The sequence below is a fragment of the Corallococcus sp. AB030 genome (genome assembly GCF_003668965.1).
GTDB lineage: Bacteria > Myxococcota > Myxococcia > Myxococcales > Myxococcaceae > Corallococcus > Corallococcus exiguus.
Genome location: NZ_RAWQ01000153.1, coordinates 1 through 18,489, shown reverse-complemented (window position 1 = coordinate 18,489; position 18,489 = coordinate 1). Strand labels below are relative to the sequence as shown.

15 protein-coding genes and 1 pseudogene are annotated in these 18,489 nt (G+C 70.8%); 8 read left to right on the top strand and 8 right to left on the bottom strand.

What is annotated here, in order from left to right:
- Window positions 1-15 precede the first annotated feature (15 nt).
- Window positions 16-996, bottom strand: coding sequence for a lytic transglycosylase domain-containing protein (locus tag D7Y15_RS29985; RefSeq protein WP_121754697.1), 981 nt, complete (start codon window positions 994-996; stop codon window positions 16-18).
- A 254-nt stretch (window positions 997-1,250) separates the two neighbouring features.
- Between D7Y15_RS29985 and D7Y15_RS29980 the strand changes: the two genes are divergently transcribed.
- A complete protein-coding gene (locus tag D7Y15_RS29980) occupies window positions 1,251-2,207 on the top strand; it encodes an alpha/beta fold hydrolase (protein ID WP_121754702.1) in 957 nt (318 codons plus the stop codon).
- Here D7Y15_RS29980 and D7Y15_RS29975 read toward each other — a convergent pair.
- Both D7Y15_RS29975 and D7Y15_RS29970 read right to left on the bottom strand, forming a co-directional pair.
- Window positions 2,193-4,163 carry a PAS domain-containing sensor histidine kinase gene (locus D7Y15_RS29975; RefSeq protein ID WP_121754696.1) on the bottom strand — a complete coding sequence of 657 codons (1,971 nt, stop codon included), beginning with the start codon at window positions 4,161-4,163 and terminating at the stop codon, window positions 2,193-2,195. The genes D7Y15_RS29980 and D7Y15_RS29975 overlap by 15 nt on opposite strands.
- A gap of 102 nt (window positions 4,164-4,265) precedes the next feature.
- The gene (locus tag D7Y15_RS29970; RefSeq protein WP_121754695.1) at window positions 4,266-4,871 is read right to left on the bottom strand and encodes a LysE family translocator; all 606 of its coding nucleotides are present in this window, start codon (window positions 4,869-4,871) and stop codon (window positions 4,266-4,268) included.
- Window positions 4,872-4,998: 127 nt separating this feature from the next.
- On the opposite strand from D7Y15_RS29970, the gene gcvA reads away from it, so the two are divergent.
- Together gcvA and D7Y15_RS29960 are read left to right on the top strand one after the other, a co-directional pair.
- Window positions 4,999-5,868, top strand: a complete 870-nt coding sequence (gene gcvA / locus D7Y15_RS29965; RefSeq protein ID WP_121754694.1) for a transcriptional regulator GcvA — start codon at window positions 4,999-5,001, stop codon at window positions 5,866-5,868.
- A 206-nt stretch (window positions 5,869-6,074) separates the two neighbouring features.
- Window positions 6,075-6,983 (top strand): PHB depolymerase family esterase, encoded by a 909-nt coding sequence (locus D7Y15_RS29960; RefSeq protein WP_121754693.1) that lies wholly within the window; start codon window positions 6,075-6,077, stop codon window positions 6,981-6,983.
- On the opposite strand, the gene D7Y15_RS29955 is transcribed toward D7Y15_RS29960, so the two are convergent.
- Together D7Y15_RS29955 and D7Y15_RS29950 are read right to left on the bottom strand one after the other, a co-directional pair.
- Complete coding sequence (locus D7Y15_RS29955) at window positions 6,980-8,737, bottom strand: serine hydrolase (protein ID WP_121754692.1); 1,758 nt, start codon at window positions 8,735-8,737, stop codon at window positions 6,980-6,982. The genes D7Y15_RS29960 and D7Y15_RS29955 overlap by 4 nt on opposite strands.
- Window positions 8,738-8,814: 77 nt before the next feature.
- Window positions 8,815-9,552 carry an SDR family oxidoreductase gene (locus D7Y15_RS29950; RefSeq protein WP_121754691.1) on the bottom strand — a complete coding sequence of 246 codons (738 nt, stop codon included), beginning with the start codon at window positions 9,550-9,552 and terminating at the stop codon, window positions 8,815-8,817.
- Window positions 9,553-9,704: 152 nt separating this feature from the next.
- Between D7Y15_RS29950 and D7Y15_RS29945 the strand changes: the two genes are divergently transcribed.
- Window positions 9,705-10,547: an AraC family transcriptional regulator gene (locus tag D7Y15_RS29945; protein WP_121754690.1), complete on the top strand. Its 843-nt coding sequence runs from the start codon at window positions 9,705-9,707 to the stop codon at window positions 10,545-10,547.
- A gap of 29 nt (window positions 10,548-10,576) precedes the next feature.
- On the opposite strand, the gene D7Y15_RS29940 is transcribed toward D7Y15_RS29945, so the two are convergent.
- From D7Y15_RS29940 to D7Y15_RS45365, 3 genes and pseudogenes are all read right to left on the bottom strand, one after another.
- Window positions 10,577-10,966 carry a VOC family protein gene (locus D7Y15_RS29940; RefSeq protein WP_121754689.1) on the bottom strand — a complete coding sequence of 130 codons (390 nt, stop codon included), beginning with the start codon at window positions 10,964-10,966 and terminating at the stop codon, window positions 10,577-10,579.
- 5 nt (window positions 10,967-10,971) lie between these two features.
- Window positions 10,972-11,997, bottom strand: a pseudogene (locus D7Y15_RS29935) (M3 family metallopeptidase); the annotation flags it as partial.
- Entirely contained in the window at window positions 11,997-12,281 is a 285-nt protein-coding gene (locus D7Y15_RS45365; RefSeq protein WP_172811250.1) for a hypothetical protein, read from the bottom strand. The pseudogene D7Y15_RS29935 and the gene D7Y15_RS45365, both read right to left, overlap by 1 nt.
- Window positions 12,282-12,345: 64 nt before the next feature.
- Between D7Y15_RS45365 and D7Y15_RS29930 the strand changes: the two genes are divergently transcribed.
- The 4 genes from D7Y15_RS29930 to D7Y15_RS29915 all read left to right on the top strand — a co-directional run bounded on the left by D7Y15_RS29930 (window position 12,346) and on the right by D7Y15_RS29915 (window position 18,331).
- Window positions 12,346-12,813, top strand: coding sequence for an Lrp/AsnC family transcriptional regulator (locus D7Y15_RS29930; RefSeq protein ID WP_121754701.1), 468 nt, complete (start codon window positions 12,346-12,348; stop codon window positions 12,811-12,813).
- A gap of 256 nt (window positions 12,814-13,069) precedes the next feature.
- Window positions 13,070-14,245: a TolC family protein gene (locus D7Y15_RS29925; protein ID WP_158629136.1), complete on the top strand. Its 1,176-nt coding sequence runs from the start codon at window positions 13,070-13,072 to the stop codon at window positions 14,243-14,245.
- The gene (locus tag D7Y15_RS29920) at window positions 14,235-15,308 is read left to right on the top strand and encodes an efflux RND transporter periplasmic adaptor subunit (protein WP_121754687.1); all 1,074 of its coding nucleotides are present in this window, start codon (window positions 14,235-14,237) and stop codon (window positions 15,306-15,308) included. Before D7Y15_RS29925 ends, D7Y15_RS29920 begins: the two co-directional genes overlap by 11 nt.
- Window positions 15,305-18,331 (top strand): efflux RND transporter permease subunit, encoded by a 3,027-nt coding sequence (locus tag D7Y15_RS29915; protein ID WP_121754686.1) that lies wholly within the window; start codon window positions 15,305-15,307, stop codon window positions 18,329-18,331. The genes D7Y15_RS29920 and D7Y15_RS29915 overlap by 4 nt, the downstream gene beginning before the upstream one ends.
- Window positions 18,332-18,489: the final 158 nt, after the last annotated feature.

The following is an 18,489-nucleotide window of genomic DNA, read 5'->3' as shown; positions in this document are numbered from 1 at the left end:
CATTCCGTCAGGCTTCTACGCGGGCAGCGAGCCCTGGCCGGTGGCCAGCGTGTTCATGAAGGACTTCACCTTCTGCACGTAGGTGGCGTCGCCGGTGCCGGCGGGGATGGCGTCCGGGTTGCTCTTGTCCACGCCGTTGGGGCCGGAGTTGTAGGCGCGCAGGGCCAGCTCATCGCTGCCGAACTGCTCCTTCATGTCCTTCATGTAGAAGGCGCCCGCCAGGATGTTGGTCTCCGGGTCGGAGAGGTCCTTGCCCTGGAGCTCCGGGTGCTTCGCCTGCAGCTCCCCGTAGGTGTTGGGGTTGACCTGCATCAGGCCGGTGTCCGTCAGGCCGTTGCCGCCGTTGGTGGTGACGGCGTCCAGGTTGCCGCGCGACTCCTGCCAGATTTGCGCGGCCAGCATCTCCGCCGGCATGCCCGTCTTGGCGGCGGCGGACTCGATGGCGCCGCGGAACTTCTCCAGCCCCGCGGGCAGGTTGCCGCCCAGCTTCGAGCCACCCGAGGACGAAGTCGTGGGCCCCACCACGCCGGTGTTGCCGTTGGACGCCTGCGACTGCGAAGCCGACGGGCCCACGACGCCGGTGTTGCCGTTGAGCGCCACGGGAGGACGCGACGTGTCCTGCGGCGTGAAGCTGCTGTCGGAGAAGGACTGCGAACCCGTGCCGCACTTCCCGCCCGAGGCGCCCTGCGCACCCTGGGCCCCGGAGACACCCTGGAGCGCCTGCGCGCCGCCCGGCACGGCCTGCGCCACCAACTGCACGATGGACGTCAGCGCGGACAGCGTGTCCTGCAGCAGCTTGCCCAGCTCCGCGCCCTTGCCAGCGCCGATGTCGAAGCCGTCCTTCTGGAACGCCGCGAGCCCCGGCGAGCCCGGCTTCTGGCTGGAGGAGAACCCGTCCACACCACCCGGACGACCCGCGAGGCGGGGGGAGGCGGCGTCCTGCACCGGCAGGCGGGACACGGAAGCGGAGGTGCTGCGGAGGGGCGAGATGGCCATGGCGGGGGACCTCGAAAGGGATTGGGTTCGGGTGAAGCGATGCAGGACCCCATAGCAGCCGGTGTGCCAGCCCCCCAGGGACGGGGCGGCCGCGGGCAACCCACGGATTTCACGGGCAACGCGAAGGGGCGCTGGAGCCCGTGTGGGGCCCGTGCCTGGTGACTCCCGTCACCGGCCCGATGGCCTCCGTCATCATCCGAACCCACCGTCATCCGTGGAATGACAGCGGGCAGTGCGTCGTGCAGAACGCTCCCATGGCCGACATCACCCACCGCACCGTCCGGACGAATGGCATCCACCTGCGCATCAGCGAGGCCGGCCAGGGCCCGCTGGTCCTGCTCCTCCATGGCTGGCCGGAGTCCGCGTACTCGTGGCGCCACCAGCTCCGGGCGCTCGCGGACGCCGGCTACCACGCGGTCGCGCCTGACGTTCGCGGCTACGGCCAGAGCGACCGGCCTGAACCCATCGAGGCCTACAGCATGAAGCAGCTGGTGGCGGACTTCGTGGGCCTGCTCGATGCGCTGGGCGAGAAGACCGCGGTGGTGGTGGGCCACGACTGGGGCTCGGCGATGGCGTGGAATTGCGCCGCGCTGCACCCGGACCGCTTCCGCGCCGTCGTGGGCATGAGCGTGCCGCACCTGGGCCGCACGCCCATGCCGCCGACCCAGCTCTTCCGGCACGTGTTCGGGGACAAGTGGTTCTACATCCTCTACTTCCAGGAGCCGGGCATCGCCGAGGCGGAGCTCGAAGCGGACATCCCGAGGACGCTCCGCATCACCCTGGGAGGCACCCCCGGCTTCGACACGCAGGCCGAGGCCGTGAAGTCGCGCCGCCAGGGTGACGGCTTCCTCACCGGCCTCCAGGTGCCGGATCCGCTGCCCGCGTGGCTCACGGAGGCGGACCTCGCGCACCTCGCGAAGGAGCTGGAACACAGCGGCTTCCGCGGCGGGCTCAATCGCTACCGGAACATGGACCGCGACTGGGAGGAGCTGCCCGAGCTGGCGACGGTCATCATCCAGCAGCCCGCCCTGTTCATCACCGGGGAGAAGGACCCGGGCCGCGCCTTCGCTCCGCTGGAACCCATGAAGGCCCTGGTGCCGCGGCTCCAGGACGTGCTCGTCATCCCAGGCGCGGGCCACTGGATTCAGCAGGAGCGCCCCGCGGAGGTGAACGCCGCGCTGCTGGCGTTCCTGAAGTCACTGCCCGCGTGAATCCCCGTGCCGGGGCAGGCGCACGGTGAACGTGGTGCCTTCCCTGGGGGTGGAGGCGACGTCGACGGTGCCGCCGTGGGCGTCCACCAACTGCTTCACGATGTAGAGCCCCAGGCCCACGCTGCGGCCGGTGGAGCCCACCTCCGACGTCGCGCGCTGGAGGGGTTCGAAGATGCCGGGCAGCTTCTCCTGGGGAATGGGCGTGCCCTGGTTGTGGACGGACAGGCACACCCATCCGTCCTCCCCCCGGGTCGTCACCTGCACCGGGCTGGCTTCGGGGCTGTACTTGATGGCGTTGGTGACCAGGTTCTGCACCACCTGGGCAATCCGCTCGGAGTCCCACTCTCCGGTCGCGTCGCCCCGCTCCTGCACGCGCAGGGTGCGGCCTGGGTGCGCCGCATCCACCTGATCCAGCACCTGCCGGGCCACCTGGTGCAGGTTGGACGCTCGGGGCGCGATGGGGATGCCCGTGCCCAGCCGGGCCTGGGTGAAGTCGAGCAGGTCGCTCACGAGCCGCACCGCGCGGTGTACGGCGGACTGGATGCGCAGCACGGACTGGGCGGTGCGCGCGTCGAGCTCGTCGCGGCGGGCCATGGCGCTCACCGTCAGGTGGATGGCGTTGAGCGGGGTGCGCAGGTCATGGCTGACGATGCCGATGAGCTGCTGCTCGAAGTCGACGCGGTCCTGGAGTTGCTGGGCCAGGACGGCCGCGCGCTGGTGCGACCTCACCGCGTCCGTGGCGTCCCAGGCCACCGCCATGAAACCCTCGACGGCGCCGGCCATGTCCCGCATGGGCACGTGCGTGAAGTTGAAGTAGCGCTCCACCCGCTCGCCCGTCTCCGGGCGGGTGAACTCGAAGCGCTCCTCCGTGAAGACCCGGGACTCCCCCGTCTGGAAGACGGGGTCGCAGGACTTCTCGATGATGGACGGCCCCAGCTCCTCGGGCAGCACTTCTATCAGGGGCCTGCCGAGCAGCTCCCTGCACCTTCGCTCCCAGAAGCGGCACTGGACGGGGTTGGCGAACTGGATGACGTGGTGGGGGCCCCGGAAGATGGCGATGCCCACCGGGGCCTGATCGAAGATGGCGTAGAGCTTGCGGCGCTCCGCCTCCGCTTCGGCACGTGACGCCCGCTCCCGGGCAAGCAGCGCCGCGCGTTCCTCCTCCGCCTGCTTGCGCGCGGTGATGTCGAAGAAGGAGCTGACCGCACCCACGACGCGACCATCGGGCGTGCGGAGGGGCCGGGCATTGACCGACAGCCAGATGCGGCTGCCTCCCGTCTGGTGGATGCCAATCACGTCGCCAGACACGTTCTCGCCCAGGCGAAGCGCGCGCATGTGGGGATGCTCCTCGCCAGGATACGGGCTGCCGTCCTCCCGGATGGCCTCCCAACGGGGGGCGAAGGGGGTGCGGCCCTGCAAGCGGTTTGCGGGCAGGCCCAGCCGCTGCTCCGCGGCGGCGTTGGCGAAGCGGATGGTCCCGTGCTCGTCGTGCAGGGTGACGCCCTCGTCCAGCGAGGCGAGGATGGCGCTCAGCCGCGCCTCGCTCTGCCGCAGCGCCTCCTCCGCCAGCTTGCGCTCGGTGACGTCCTGCGTGACCTTCACGAACCCGCAGGGCTGGCCCACGTCATCGCGCAAGAGCCACAGGTCTATGTCCGCGATGAAGAGGCTCCCGTCCTTGCGCTGCCGGGGCTCCTCGCCCTGGTAGTGCCCCGTTTCGAAGGCCTCCTTCAGCTCCGTTTCTGGACGCCCCTGCTGGCGGTAGTCCTCGGGGAAGAGCATGCGGAAGTGCTGGCCCAGGACCTCCCCGGCGCGCCAGCCCTTGATGTGCTCGGCGCCCGGGTTCCAGCTGATGATGTGCCCTTGCAGGTCGATGCCGAAGATGGCGCGGTCCTTCGCGCTCTGGACCAGGAAGCGGAAGAGCACATCCGTGTTCTGGCCTGCGTGCGTGCACTCCATGCGTGCCACGGTTCCTCCAGGTCGTGAAACACGCGAGCTGTGAGACACCGTTCCCCGCGGCACAGGGAGCGGACGCGCCGGGCCCCGGCCGGAGCGCTGGTGTCAGGCGAAGGCCACCCAGGCCGCGACGGCGATCATGCAGGCGCCGAAGGTCCAGCCCTGGATGCGCAGGGCACGTTCGGAGTGGAAGCGCCCCAGGATGAGCTTCCCGCCGTAGATCCACGGGAAGTGGCACGCCAGGCAGACGACGAGGAAGGCAGCGGTGAGCTGCGCCGTCTGGGAGAACATCCCCCGGGCGGAGTCGAGGAACTGGGAGAACATCACCAGGATCATCGAGTGGATCTTCGGGTTGAGCGCGACCGCGAGCAGCCCCTCCCCGAACCCCAGGCGCGTTCTTACGTCGCTCGCCTCCCCGGAGGTGGCCGAGGCGCGGAAGAAGCCCCACGCGAGGTAGAGCAGGTACACGACGCTGCCCCAGCGCAGGACCTGGTGCAGCGCGGGCAGCCCTTGCAGCACCCGCCCCAGGCCGATGCCGTAGAGGAGGCACAGCGCGACGTTGGCCGCCTCGAAGCCCATCCAGAAGGGCAGCGTGCCCCGGACGCCGAAGCGGCCTCCGGCGGTGGCGAGCACCGTGTTGCCCGGCCCGGGGCTCACCACCATGGGCACCGTGTAGCCCAGGAACAACACCCACACCTCGGCGGAAATCATGACGGGGCACCTCGCGGGCGCGGCGCGTCCATCGCGCCTTGTCACCGCGGGGGACAGACAGACTCCACTTCGGAGCGCCGACCCAGCGAGCTATCCTCGCGCGCTCGATAAAAGGGGCTCATCGAGCATGCGCCGCATTCCACCGCTGGGTGCCCTCCGTGCCTTCGAGGCAGGAGCGCGACACCTGAGCTTCACCCGCGCCGCCACGGAGCTGCGGGTCACCCAGGCCGCCATCAGCCATCAGGTGCGGCAGCTGGAGGACTGGCTCGGTGTCTCCCTGTTCGAGCGCCGGGGCCACGCGCTGACGCTGACGGCGAGGGGCGCCGAGTACCTGCGCGAGCTGACGCCCGTGTTCGAGCGCATGTCCGAGGCGACCACGCGGCTGGACGCGCGCGAGCAGGGACCGCTGCGGCTCACGGTGCTGCCCTCCGTCGCGGCGTGTTGGTTGTTGCCGCGCCTGGAGCGCTTCCGGAAGCAGCATCCGGACATCGAGCTGCACGTGAACAGCTCCGAGGCGCTCTGGGACTTCCTCGACGACCGCTTCGACGTGGGCATCCGCTCCGGGCTGGGCCGGTGGACGGGGCTCAAGGCGGAGCAGCTCGCGTCCGAAAGGCTCGCGCCCGTGTGCACCCCGGCGCTGGCGAAGCGGCTCCGCGCGCCTGGGGACCTGGGCAAGGTCCGGTTGCTCCACGACTCGCCCAAGGATGGCTGGAGGCGCTGGTTGGATGCCGCAGGGGTGTCAGGCGTGGACGCGGACCGGGGCCCGGTGTTCAACGACGCCGGGCTGGCGCTCCAGGCCGCCCGGCTCGGAGATGGCGTGGCGCTGGGGCGATTGATGCTCGCGGCGGATGACCTGGAGGCGGGCCGGCTGGTCCAACCCTTCAAGGCGGTCCTCCCCAACGACTTCAGCTACTGGCTCGTGCACCCGCGTCCCCTGACGGGCCGGCGGGACGTGGCGGCGTTCAAGGCCTGGGTGCTCGAAGAAGCCCGGCGCTGACCGCGCTTCGCGCGTGGCGCGAACCGTGGGCGGACGTGGCGCGGTGTACCTCCACGGAGTCCATGTGTATTGCCATTCAATCGGAATCCTGTGGCGGCGGTGTGCATTCGCCGTGAAAGGTGATTATTCGTGTAACCGAGGCTTTTCTATTTTTATCTGCAATCGCAGAGTGCCCGTGCGTCAAACCCAGACCCGGAGAAAACACCATGCGGATGCAATGGATTGCGCTGGTTGTCGCGTTGGGAGTTGTCGCCTGCGGCGGGAGTTTCGAACCGGGGGAGGCGGACACGTGGGGAACGCATGAATCGGGGCTCACCCTCACCACGGAGGACCAGGTCGTGGCCCGGCTGCCCGCGAGCACGGGGGCGGGCTATGGCTACGGTGAGTACCTGCCTCCGGGTTACCTGACGTCCACCACGTCCTATCCGGTCATCATCCACCTGAACGGTGCTGGCGAGTTCGGCACGTCTCCGACGGAGGCGCACCTGTTGGAGTTCGTGACGCGCCATGGGGCGCTGAAGAACATCCACAAGACGGCCCAGGGCAAGGCGTACTTCGGACAGAACCAGGTGATGGTCTTCACGCCGCGAGCGCCGACGAACTGGCAGCCGGCGGCGATCGACGCGTTCATCAGCTTCATCGTGGCGAACTACCGCGTGGACACGACGCGCATCTACCTGACGGGTATCAGCTTCGGTGGCTACGGCGCCTGGCAGTACGCGTACACGTACGGGAGCCGTCTGGCCGCGCTGGCGCCCATGGCCACCAACATCGGCGCGCCGGGGCCCACCCTCACCCAGCTGAAGAACGTGCCGGTGTGGGCGGTGCACTCGTTCGCGGACGGCAGCTCGCTGTCGGCGGAGACGTCCTGGCTGATGAGCGTGACGAAGAACTACGGCCTGTTTCAGTCGGTCCAGGTGACGTCACCGACCCAGAAGGTGACTTACCTGTTCCCGGGCGCCAGCAGCCCCGTGTGGACGTTGCAGACCGGCGTGGTGGCCACCGGGAACGACATCGCGCGTCTCACCGTGCTGCCCGGCGGCGTGCACGACTGCTGGACGCAGCAGTATGACAACTACGCGTTCTGGGATTGGCTCCTCGCCCAGCATCGCTAATTCTTCCGGGTCGCGGCCGCGAGGATGTATCGGGGCAGCAATTCCTCGCGGACCCGCTTCCACAGCGCGAACTGGCCGTAGTTGGCGCCGGTGAAGGCCACGGCCAGGTCGAGCTCGGGAATGACCATGACGTACTGCCCGCCGTTGCCGCCTGCTTCGTACTCCGCGTAGACGCGGTCGCCGACCTTCAGCTCGTGCCGCCACCACGCGTAGCCGTAGGTCCTGCCGGGGCTCATCTCCGCGTGGCGGGCCGTGGAACGCTCCACCCAGCGCCGGCTGATGACCCGCCGTCCGTTCCAGACGCCGCCGGACAGATACAGCTGTCCGAGCTTCAGCGCGTCTCGGGGGCGCAGGTAGAGCCCACCACCCAGGTATGCGTCGCCGTCGGGTGAGAGGTTGATGTGGTGGCGTCGCATCTGGAGCGGGGTTGCGACGGTGCGCTCGAAGAGTTCCGGCAGCCAGGTGCCCGTGGCTTCGTGCAGGACGGCGCCCAGCAGGTGGATGCCCGCGGAGCAATACACGGCGGTGTCTTCGCCGGGCTCGCGGGCCATGGGCAGGTTCAGCGTGTATGTGTACCAACCGGAGGGTTGGTCCTGGACGGTGTTCTCGTTGCCAGGGGAGCTGTCGTCGTTGTCGTCGCACGCGAGCCCCGACGTCATGGTCATCAGGTGTTCCACCGTGATGCGCGCCTTGCGCGGGTCCTGCGAGGCCAGGGCGGTGCCGCCAGGGAGGAGCGGGTACACGGGTGACTCCGGCCGCAGCTTCGCGCCCTGGTCGATGGCGGCGCCCACCAGCAGGGGCGCGAAGGTCTTCGAGGCGGAGCGCAGGTCGTGCGGGCGCTCCGAATCCTGTCCATGGAAGTACTCCTCGACGACGAGCTTCCCGTGGCGCGCGATGAGCAGGCCTTCGATGAGCGGCGTGGACGTGGGGCCCGGTGTCGTGTCGAGGATGCCCTGCACCAGCGCGCGGATGGGCGCTTCATCCATGCCGACGTCCGCGAGGGACGCCGTCGTCCAGCCGTCGCCGTCGGCGATGGGTTTGCGGTAGGTGTAGACGGGTTCGGCGGGCGTGCGGGGCTGGAGGCCCACGGCCTGGTCGCGTTCGAGGCGAGTGAGGTCGAGCGTGCCCAGGAAGAGGACGTTCAACGACAGCTTCCCGGCGTCGGCGTCATACGTGCCGGTGAAGCGCATCCCGCCGGGCCGGGTCTCCACGAGAGAGACGGCGCCGTCCTTCAGGGAGACGCGGAAGGTGCCTTGTCGTCCGAGGTTCTTCTCCGGGTTGCGGATGAAGGCGTGGATGGCGCCGTCCGGCATCTCCTGGATGACGAAGTAGAGCGTGAAGCGATCCTCCAGGGGCGCGACCCTGCCGCGCCACACGTCCTTCTGGAGGAGGCGCAGCTCCATGGGCGTGGCGTAGCGGACGCCGCCCACGAGGATGCGCGGTTGAATCCAATGCCCGGTGATGCGTTTCCCATCGGGTGAAAGCGACCCGCGGAAGTCACCCTGGCCCCCAGGGAGCGTGAACGTCAGGGACTGCTTGTCCAGGACGCCGGTGGCGGTGAAGCCTCCAATGGATGCACGCCAGCCGCCCGGGTCGCGGAAGAGGGTGAGCTCGCCCCGGACCTCGGGTCCATAGGTGCGCTCTCCGCCCCAGGTGCCGACCAACGCCTTCGCGGGGTCCGCGCCCTGGGCCAGGGCCACTCCCTGGGAGAGAGTGGCCAGGAGGAGTGACAGCCTCAGGAGGGACGGGCGCATGCGGAGGGCTCGCGGTGTCGGGGCAGGAGGGCGCTTGCCCTACGGGTGAATGCGCACCCGATTGCAGGAGCTGGAGCTCAGTCCTGCGCCGTGGGACGGACAATCACCTCGCCCACGTCCACGTCGGCAGGCTGCTCGATGGCGAAGGCCATGGCCCGGGCAATCGCATCCGGCGAAATCGCGAGCCTGTCCCGGACCTCCTCGAACCGGGCCCGGAGCTCCGGATTCTTCACGTGCTCGAGGAAGTTCGTCCGGGTCATCCCTGGCGAGATGACCGTCACCCGCAGCTTGGGGCCCGCTTCCTGGCGCAGGCCTTCGGAGATGGCTCGCACGGCGAACTTCGTCCCGGCGTAGACCGCCTGGCCGGGCACGATCCGGTGCGCAGACGTCGACGCCGTGTTGATGAAGTGTCCGAAGCCCTGCTCGCGGAAGACCGGCAGCGCCGCGGCGATGCCGTACAGCACGCCCTTGATGTTGGTGTCGACCAGCTCTTCCCAGTCGTCGACGCGCAGGTCGTCCAACCGAGAGGTCGCCAGGCTGCCCGCGTTGTTGATGAGCACGTCCAGCCTGCCAAACCGCTCACGGGCCATGCGGACGAGCCCGGCCACGTCCTCGCGCCGTCTCACGTCCGTGCGTGCGGAGAGGGCTTCTCCTCCCGCCTTCGTGATGCGCTCCACCACGGGTTCCAGCCGCTCCAGCCGGCGTGCGCCGAGGACGACCTTCGCCCCGCGTCCAGCGAGCAGCACCGCCGCTGCTTCGCCAATGCCGCTGCTGGCTCCGGTGATGGCAATGACCTTGTCCTGGATGCCTGACATGACGCCTTCCTGCCCGGCCAGGTGAGGGGAGGGCCGGGCCTGCGATGCAAGACGTAGCCATGCCGGGGCACGCCGGACTTGGACGTTGTTGGCATGGCGTGCAGGTCAACAACGTCCAAGCCAGGAGGGAGGCTCATCATTAGGATCCAACCGTGCCCGCGCTCCCTCACTCCGTCGTGGATGGCCCCCTGTCCATCCAGACCTTCCTGTTCCCGGAGCTGCCGGGCTTGCGACTGGTGCGCTACCGGACCGACGGGCGGCTGCTTCGCTCCGTGAAGGAACGTTTCTCCGTGATGCTGACGCAGCGGGGGCACTCGGAGTGGTGGGGGCGGGGAAAGGTCCGTTCCTCCTCGCCCCGAACGGTCGACCTCAAGCAGATGGGCGAGGTGCACCGCGACCTGCGCCGCGATGGACCGGCCCGGTTCCAGGTCATCGCCTTCGACGAGTCCCTCGTCGCCGAGGCCCGAGAGGCGCTGGGCGCGCCGGCCTCCGCCCGGCTTCGCGAGCTCCAACTCGAAACATCGCGGCCCGCGGCGGCCGACTTCGTGGGCCTCCACGCCGTGCTGGATGCGGGCCTGGAGGGACGCTCCAGCGCGCTCGCGCTCCAGACGGCCCTGGCCGAAGCCCTCTCCTCGCTGGTCGGATGTCTGGAGCATTCAGGCGCAGTGGATCGGCGCTACCGCTGGCCCATCCGGCGCGTGGTGGAGGCCCTGCACGAAGCCATCCCGGAGGGCATCACGCTGGAGGCGCTGGCCCATCAGGTGGGTTGGAACCGCTTCCACCTGTGCCGCGCCTTCCGCGAGGAACTGGGCATGCCTCCACACGCATACCTCACCCACCTGCGCGTCTCGCGAGCTCAGCGGCTGCTGTCACAGGGACTGGCACCCGCGGAGGTCGCGCTCCAGGTCGGGCTCTATGACCAGAGCCTGCTCAACCGGCACTTCAAGCGCATCGTCGGCCTCACCCCGGGGCAGTTCGCGCGCGCCGTGCAGTGAGGCCGCCGTCACGGGCGCTGGGTGCGGCGCTACCGGGAGGGCTCCCGGAAGACGGCTTCGATGTTGTTGCCATCCGGGTCCAGCACGAAGGCGGCGTAGTAGCCGGCGGGATAGCCCGTTTCGACGCCGCGCAGTCCGGGTGGCCCGTTGTCGGTTCCTCCCGCCGCCACCGCTGCCGCGTGGAAGGCGTCGACCTGGGCGCGGCTCGCGGCGGCGAAGGCCGTGTGTTGCTTCACGCCGTGGGGATGGAAGCGGTCGATCCAGAAGATGGGGTAGTCCCGGCCATAGCCAATGCCATCCACCCCGGTGTCCTGGGGAAGCTGCATGGCGCGGCGCAGGCCGAGCGCCCCCAACGCCGCGTCGTAGAAGGCCGCCGAGCGGGCGACGTCCGCGACGCCAATGCCGGTGTGATCAATCATGGCCCTCAGTGTATGGGCGCGAAGCCGCGCTCGCGCATCAGCGCGTCGAGGCTCGCGTCCTTTCCCCGAAACTTCCGGTAGCCCTCGAACGGGTCGAGGGTGTTGCCCACTGAAAGCACGTGCTCGCGCAGCCGGGCGGCCACCTCCGCGTCATAGGCACCTCCGGCTTCCTGGAAGGCCTCGAAGGCATCCGAAGCCAACATGTCCGCCCAGAGATAGCGGTAGTCGCCCGCCGCGTAGGTGTTGCTGGCGAAGACGTGTCCGAAATGGGGCATGCGGAAGCGCATGCCGACCTCCACGGGCGCACCCATCTGGCGGAGCACGTCGCGCTCGAAGGCGTCGGGGTCGATTCGCTTCGCGCCCGCCAGGTGCATCTTCATCTCCACCAGCGCGGAGGTGAGGAAGTCCACGGTGTAGAAGCCCTGGTTGAACGTCGCCGCCTTCTGGATGCGGGCGACGAGCGCCTGGGGCATGGGCTGTCCCGTCGTGTGATGCACCGCGAAGCGGCTCAGCACCTCCGGCGTGGCGAGCCAGTGCTCGAACAGCTTGGAGGGGAACTCCGCATAGTCGCTCACCACGCGGCCACCACCGAGCGATGGGTACGTCACGTCCCCGCTCAGCGTGTGCAGCGCATGGCCGAACTCGTGGAACAGCGTCTGGGCGTCACGCCAGCCGAGCAGCGCGGGGCCTCCCGCCCCCGGCTTCACGAAGGGCATGCTGATGGCCACCAGGGCCGGCACCTCGCCACGGAAGCGCTCCTGGACGCGGTACGTCTCCGTCTGCCCTCCGTTGTATTTGCCCTCACGCGCGTAGGGGTCGAAGTAGAGGAGCCCCCGCTCCCGGCCGCTCTCCCGGTCCTTGACGGCGAAGACGCGCACGTCCGGGTGGAAGACGGGCACGTCCGGCGCGGGCGTGAAGGTGTAGCCGAAGAGCTGGCCCGCCACCCAGAACATGCCCTCGCGCAGGGTCTCCAGATAGAGGTATGGCTTCACCTCGCTGTCGTCGAAGTCATACGCCTGCTTGCGCACCTTCAGACGCGATTGAACGTCCGCCCCGAGTCCTGGAACGCGGCGACGGTGTTCTCGAAGGTGGGGGGCTCCTTCGAGTCCGCGATGGCGGCGACCTCGCTCCGCGCCTGCGCCATGGCGGCTTCGAGCGCTGGAGCGAAGTCCTCCACTCGCGCGCGGTCGAACGGCGGGACGCCTCCATGGGGCCCGGACCAGGGCGCTAGCAGGGCATCCGGCGACGAAGCGGGGGCCGCGAAGGCCGTGCCCGCCAGGAGGACGAGACATGCTGCGATTCTGTGTCGTGGCATGCGGACAGAATACGAGCCAGGATTGAGCGGCATCCATCGAATGGAGTTCGCCCAGGAGCCACGGATGGCCGCACTCGACCGAATTGATCGCGAGATTCTGGAGGCCCTCCAGAACAATGCACGGCTGTCCAACAAGGAATTGGCCGCGAAGGTGGGGCTGGCCCCGTCGTCGTGCCTCGCGCGGGTGAAGCGGCTGGAGGCGGACGGGGTCATCCGCTCCTATCGCGCGGACCTGGATCCACGCTCGCTGGGGCTGGGGCTCCAGGCGCTCATCGCCGTGCAGCTCCGGCTCCACGTGGGCGAGGCCTTCGGCAGCATCGGCGACCACCTGCGCTCGCTGCCGGAGACGGTGGCCGTCTATTGCCTGGGCGGCACGACGGACTTCCTGGTGCACGTCGTGTGTCGGGACACCGAACATCTGCGCGTGCTCACCATCCAGTCCTTCACCAGCCGTCCGGAGGTGAGCCGCATCGAGACGTCGCTGGTGTTCTCCTTCGCGCGCTCGGGGCTGCCGGTCGACCGGGGCGCCTGAACGTCACCGTGCGCCGCCCCCGCCGGGGCTCATGAAGTCCGCATGGGGAGGGGATGAGGTTCTTCTCACGCGCGGGTGGCGAGGGCCGGACATCGCTCTATGCGTCGTGCCGGGACGGAAACGGCCACCGGCTTCGGGGCATTACGCCTCCTTCCTCGCGGTGAGCGGCCCCGGTGGGTGATGGCGGGGACGGTGCTGTCGGGAGGACTGTCCTTCGATGTGGCACGGGAGTGCAGGGTTTTCCAGGGTCGTCACGTTGCTGCTGCTGTGTGGCGGCACCGCGCTGGGGGAGCCACTCACGCTGCGTCTGGCGCTCCTCGAAGCCAGGAGTCAGGCTCCGGCGCTCGCACAGGCCCGGGCGCAGGAAGCCGTGGCCCGCGGGGACGAGGAGGTCGCCCGGACCTTCTCCCCGCTGACCCTGACACTGGGGGGAGGGGGAAATGATCCCCGGTGGACCGTGGGACTGACCCAGAAGCTTCCGGCCCCGGGCGCCCGGGCGGCCCGTGTGCTCGCCGCGGAGTTGACGGCCCGTGGCGCCGCCGACGAGCGCCGCGCGAGCGAGGCCACGGTCCGGGCGGATGCGCGGCGTGCCTACTTCTCATGCGTGCGCGCCCACCAGCTCCTGGAGACCTCCGCGCGCGCACTGGCGCTCGCGCGCGAGTCGGAGGCCGCCGCGGTGCTGCTCTTCGACACCGGCGCGGCTCCGGAACTGGACCTGCTCCAGGCCCGCATCGCCCGAGGCACCGCCGAAGTCCAATGGCTGACCCGCCAGGGTGAGCTCGCCGCCGCCACGGCGGCGCTGGCCCTGCTGCTGGGCCGGCCACCGGGTGCGGCGCTGGAGCCGGTGGACACCTCCCCGCCCGCCCTGCCTTCACTGGAAGCCGTCCTGGCCCGAGGCGCGCAATCCCCCGCCGCCGAGGCACGCCAGGCCGACGTGGCGGCGGCCGAGGCCTCCCTGCGGGCGTCACGTCGGGAACGGTGGCCCGTGCCCACGGTGGGGGTCTCCGTGGAGGCGGATGGCCCCGGGGGACGCAGCACGTATCTTCGCGGCGCGCTCGACCTGGACCTCTCCCTCCCTGGCTTGGGACGCGGAGAGACGGTCCGCGCCGCGGCCTCGCTGGAACTCGCGCGCGCCCGCCAGAACGAGGAGCGGCGTTCCCGGTGGACGGAGCTCGTCTCCAGCCATGCGCGCCTGTCCGCCTCGCTGGCGGGACTCGCTCGCTACTCGGAGGAGATCCTCCCCGCGGTGGAGAAGACGGAGGGCATGGCCCTGGAGTCCTATCGCGTGGGCCGCAGTCCCCGGGTGGCGCTCAACGCCGCGCTCCAGACGGCCACGGAGACGCGGACGCAGGCCATCGAAGCCGCCTTCGCCGCCCAGTCCGCCTTCGCGGACCTCGAACTCGCCGCCGGGATGCCCCTTGATGAGCCCTAGATTCGCGCTGCTCGCCTGTCTCTTCGCCTCTGGCGTGGGGTGCCAGCGGACGCCGCCCGAGGTGGGCCCGCCGCCCCTGCCGCGTGTCCGCGTCGCCCTCGTGGCTCCGGGACGGGCCGTGCGCGAACTTCGCGTCGCGGGCCTGCTGTCGGCGCCGCCCGGGGGCGAGGTCCGGCTCTCACCGCTGGTGCCCGGGCGGCTGTCGCTGCTGCGCGTGGCCGAAGGGGACCGGGTGCGCGCGGGCGAAGTCCTGGCCCAGGTGGACACGCTCAACGCCGCCGCGGAGCTCCAGCAGGCGGAGGCCTCCCTGCGCGAAGCCACCTCCGCGCTCGAGGCCGCGAAGGAGAAGCGTGCGCGCACGGATGTCCTGGCCGAGCACGGGGTCGCGGCCCGTCAGGACGCGGAGCAGGACCGGAACGCGGAGGCCTCCGCCCGCGCCGCGGAGGCCCGGGCCCGGAGCGCCCTGGAGCTGGCGCGGCGGGGCATGGGGCGCACCTCGCTGCAGGCCCCCTTCGACGGAGTCGTGACGGCCATCGGCGTGCGGCAGGGGGAGAGGGTGGAGGGTGCGAATCCCCCCGTGGTCCAGGTCTCGGCGACGGATCCGCTGGAGCTGCGTGCGTTCGTCACCCAGCAGGAGGCCGCGGAGGTCCAACCCGGTCAACGCGCGACCCTCACCGTCGACGGGCTGGACGGTGCCCGCGAGGGCGAGGTCGCCGCGGTGTCCCCTTCCGTGGATCCGCAGAGCGGCAACGTGCTGGTCCGCCTGCGCTTCGCCAACCCGCGCGGGGAGCTGCGCCTGGGCGCGACCGCGCGAGCCCACGTCGTCGTGGCGTCGCTGGGCAGCGCGCTGGCCGTGCCGGCGTCGGCGCTCCTGCCCCAGGAGGATGGGGGCGTCGCGGTCGCGCGGCTCGGGGACGGGCGGGTCCACCGGGTGCCGGTCCACGTCGTCTCCGAGGACCTGGGCGGGGCCGTCGTCCAGGGGCCGCTCGCGGTGGGCGAGCGCGTCGTCGTGGAAGGGGGCTACTCCCTGCCGGATGACGCCGGGGTAGAGGTCCTGAGGTGACGTGGCTGACGCTGCTGCGGCGCAACGCGCCCGGGGTGGTGGTGCTGCTGGCGGCGCTGACGCTGGCGGGAGTGCTCGGCGCGACCCGCCTGCCCGCTGGCCTCTACCCGGAGGTGACCTTCCCGCGAATCGTCGTCGCCGCGACGCTGAATGGCGCCAGCGCGCAGACCCTGCGGTTGTCCGTGACCGGCCCGGTGGAGGAAGCGCTGTCCACGGTCATCGGCGTGCGGCAGGTGCGCTCCCGGACCATCCGCGCGGCCGCGGAGATATCCCTCTGGTTCGACTCGAACGCGGACATGGAGCGGGCCCTGGGGCTCGTCAATGCGCGGCTCGCGGAGGTGCAGAACGCACTGCCCGCGGACGCGACGCTCTCCGCCGAGCGGCTCACCCCGTCGTCCTTTCCCATCCAGACCCTCGCCGTCACCGGGACGGTGGACCCTGCCCTGCTGCGCGAGTTCGCCCTGCGGACGCTGCGTCCCGGCCTGGCGGGCCTCGCCGGAGTGGGGCGCGTGGACGTGGTCGGCGGCGACGTGCGCGAGCTCGGCATCGCCGTGGACGCACAGCGGCTGGAGCAGGCGAAGCTGGACCTGCCCACGCTCGCCACCCAGGTGGGCAGCGCGCTCGTGCTCGAACCGGCGGGCCGGGTGGACGTGCACTACCAGCAGGCGCTGGTGGTGGTGCGGGGGCCGGTGGACTCGCCGGACCGGTTGGCGGCGCTCGTCGTGGGCGGGACGCCCGAGGCGCCCGTGCAGCTGGGCGACGTCGCGCGGATCCAGGAGGGACACGCCGACCGGCTCTCCCTGACGTACGCGAACGGCCGGCCCGCGGTGCTCGTCAACGTGGGCCGGCGACCCGGGGCGGACGCTGTCACCCTGGCGCGGGACATCCAGGCGGAGCTCGACCGGGTGCGAGCGGGACTGCCGCCGGGCATCGACGTCGAGCTCTCCTATGATCAGGCCGGGCTCATCGCCCGGTCCGTGGCCCACGTGCGGGAAGAGGTCATCCTCGGTGGGTTGCTCACGCTCGCGGTCGTGGGCCTCTTCCTGCGCTCCTGGCGGGCGATGACGGCCGCGGCGGTGGTGCTCCCGGCCACCCTGGCGATGACCTTTGGCGCACTCTGGCTCGTGGGCGGGACGCTCAACCTGATGTCGCTGGGCGGGCTGGCGGTGGCCATCGGGCTGGTGGTGGACGACGCCGTGGTCGTGGTGGAGGCGGTGTACCGCCGGGTGGCGGCGGGGACGGAGCGGTGGGCCGCGACCGCGGACGCGCTCCGGGAGATCGCCTGGCCCGTCACCAACTCCACGCTCACCACGGTCGTGGTCTTCGCGCCGCTGTCGCTGCTGCCCGGCGTGTCCGGCCAGTTCTTCACCGCGCTGGCGTTCACGCTGTGCACCGCCGTGTTGTTCTCCCTCGTGCTGGCCGTCACGCTGACGCCGCTGCTGTGCGGGTGGCTGCTCGTTCCTCCCGGCGGCCACCCCGCGCCCGAGCCTGTCATCCCGGGGTTCATGCTCACGCAGTGGCGTGCGCGGCCGGGAGTGCTGGTGGCAGGCGTGGTGCTCCTCACCGTGCTGTTGGCGTTGCTGGGCCGGGGCGTGGGGACGGGGTTCCTGCCGGAGCTGGATGAGGGCGCGTTCGTCGTGGACTACTTCACGCCGACGGGCACCTCGGTCGCGGAGGCGGACCGGCTGGGGCGCGCGCTGGAGGCGGTGGTCGCGGACATCCCCGAGGTCATGGGCACCAGCCGGCGCCTGGGCGCGGAGCTGGGGCCGCCGGCGGCCACCGAGTCCTCGCGTGGCGACCTGACCGTGTCGCTCTCCCCGCGGCGGACGCGCCATGGCCAGGACATCATCGAGGCGACACGCACGCGGGCGGAAGCCGCGCTTCCCGGAGTCCGGCTGGAGTTCGTCGAGCTGCTGCAGGACGTGCTCTCCGACCTGGAAGGCGCGCCGGATCCCGTCGAGGTCAAGCTGCTGGGGCAGGACGTCCAGGTGCTGCGGGATTTCGCGCCCCGCGTCGCCGAGCGGCTGCGGGACATCCCGGGCCTGGCGGACCTGTTCGACGGCGTCACCGGGTGCATTCCGGAGACCCACCTGGATGTGGACCTGGTCCAGGCGGGCCGTCTGGGGTTCACGACGCGGGAGGTGTCGGCGCAGGTCCGGACCGCGCTGTTGGGCGATGTCGTTGGGACGCTCCCCCGCGAGGGCCGGCAGGTGGACGTGCGAGTGCGGCTGCGTGAAGCCGACCGCATGGATCCCCAGGTTCTCCAGCGCCTGCGCCTGCGGACTGCCTCGGGGCAGATGGTTCCACTGACGCAGGTGGCGCGCGTGCGCCAGGAGTGCCAGCCCGCGGAGCTGCTTTCGGACAACCTGCGTCCGCTGGTGGCGGTGACGGGGCGGCTGGAGGGGCGGGACCTGGGCAGCGTCACCGCGGAGGTGGAGGCGCGGCTCGCCACGCTGGAGAAGCCAGCGGGGGTGGAGGTGCGGCTGGGCGGTCAGCGCGAAAGTCAGCGCGAGTCCTTCCAGGCCCTCGTGCTGGTGCTGGCGTTGGCCACGCTGGGGGTCTTCCTGGTGCTGACCTTCCACTTCCGCGGGGTCGTGCTCCCCCTGCTCATCCTGGGCTCGGTCCCCGTGGCGCTCGCGGCGGGCGTCGCCTGTCTGCGGCTCACCGGCACGCCGCTCAACGTCTCCTCGTTGATGGGCTGCATCCTGCTCGTCGGGCTCGTCGTGAAGAACGGCATCCTCCTGCTCGACCGGGCGGAGGAGGGACGCGCCGAAGGAATGGCCGCGGCCGAGGCCGTGGGCCACGCCACCTCCGTGCGTCTGCGTCCCATCCTCATGACGACGCTGGCGACGCTGCTGGGGCTCGTCCCGCTCGCGCTCGGACTGGGTGAGGGGGGCGAGCTGCAACGGCCGCTGGCCATCACCGTGCTGGGGGGCCTGTCCCTGTCCACGTTGACGGTGTTGGTGGGGCTGCCGGCGGCGTATGTGCTGGTGCGCCGTCACACGGCCTCCGCGAAGAGGTGAGGGGGAGTCACCTCGCGGCGCGGCTCCGCGGCCGGCGCTGTAACCTTTTTCCGTCCTCCTTCGTGGTGGCCGTTGGATGCCCGGACTGCGCCGGGCGCCGGGACGGAGGACGGACATGCAGGCGACGAAGGTGGCCGTGGTGGGCGGGGGACTGGGCG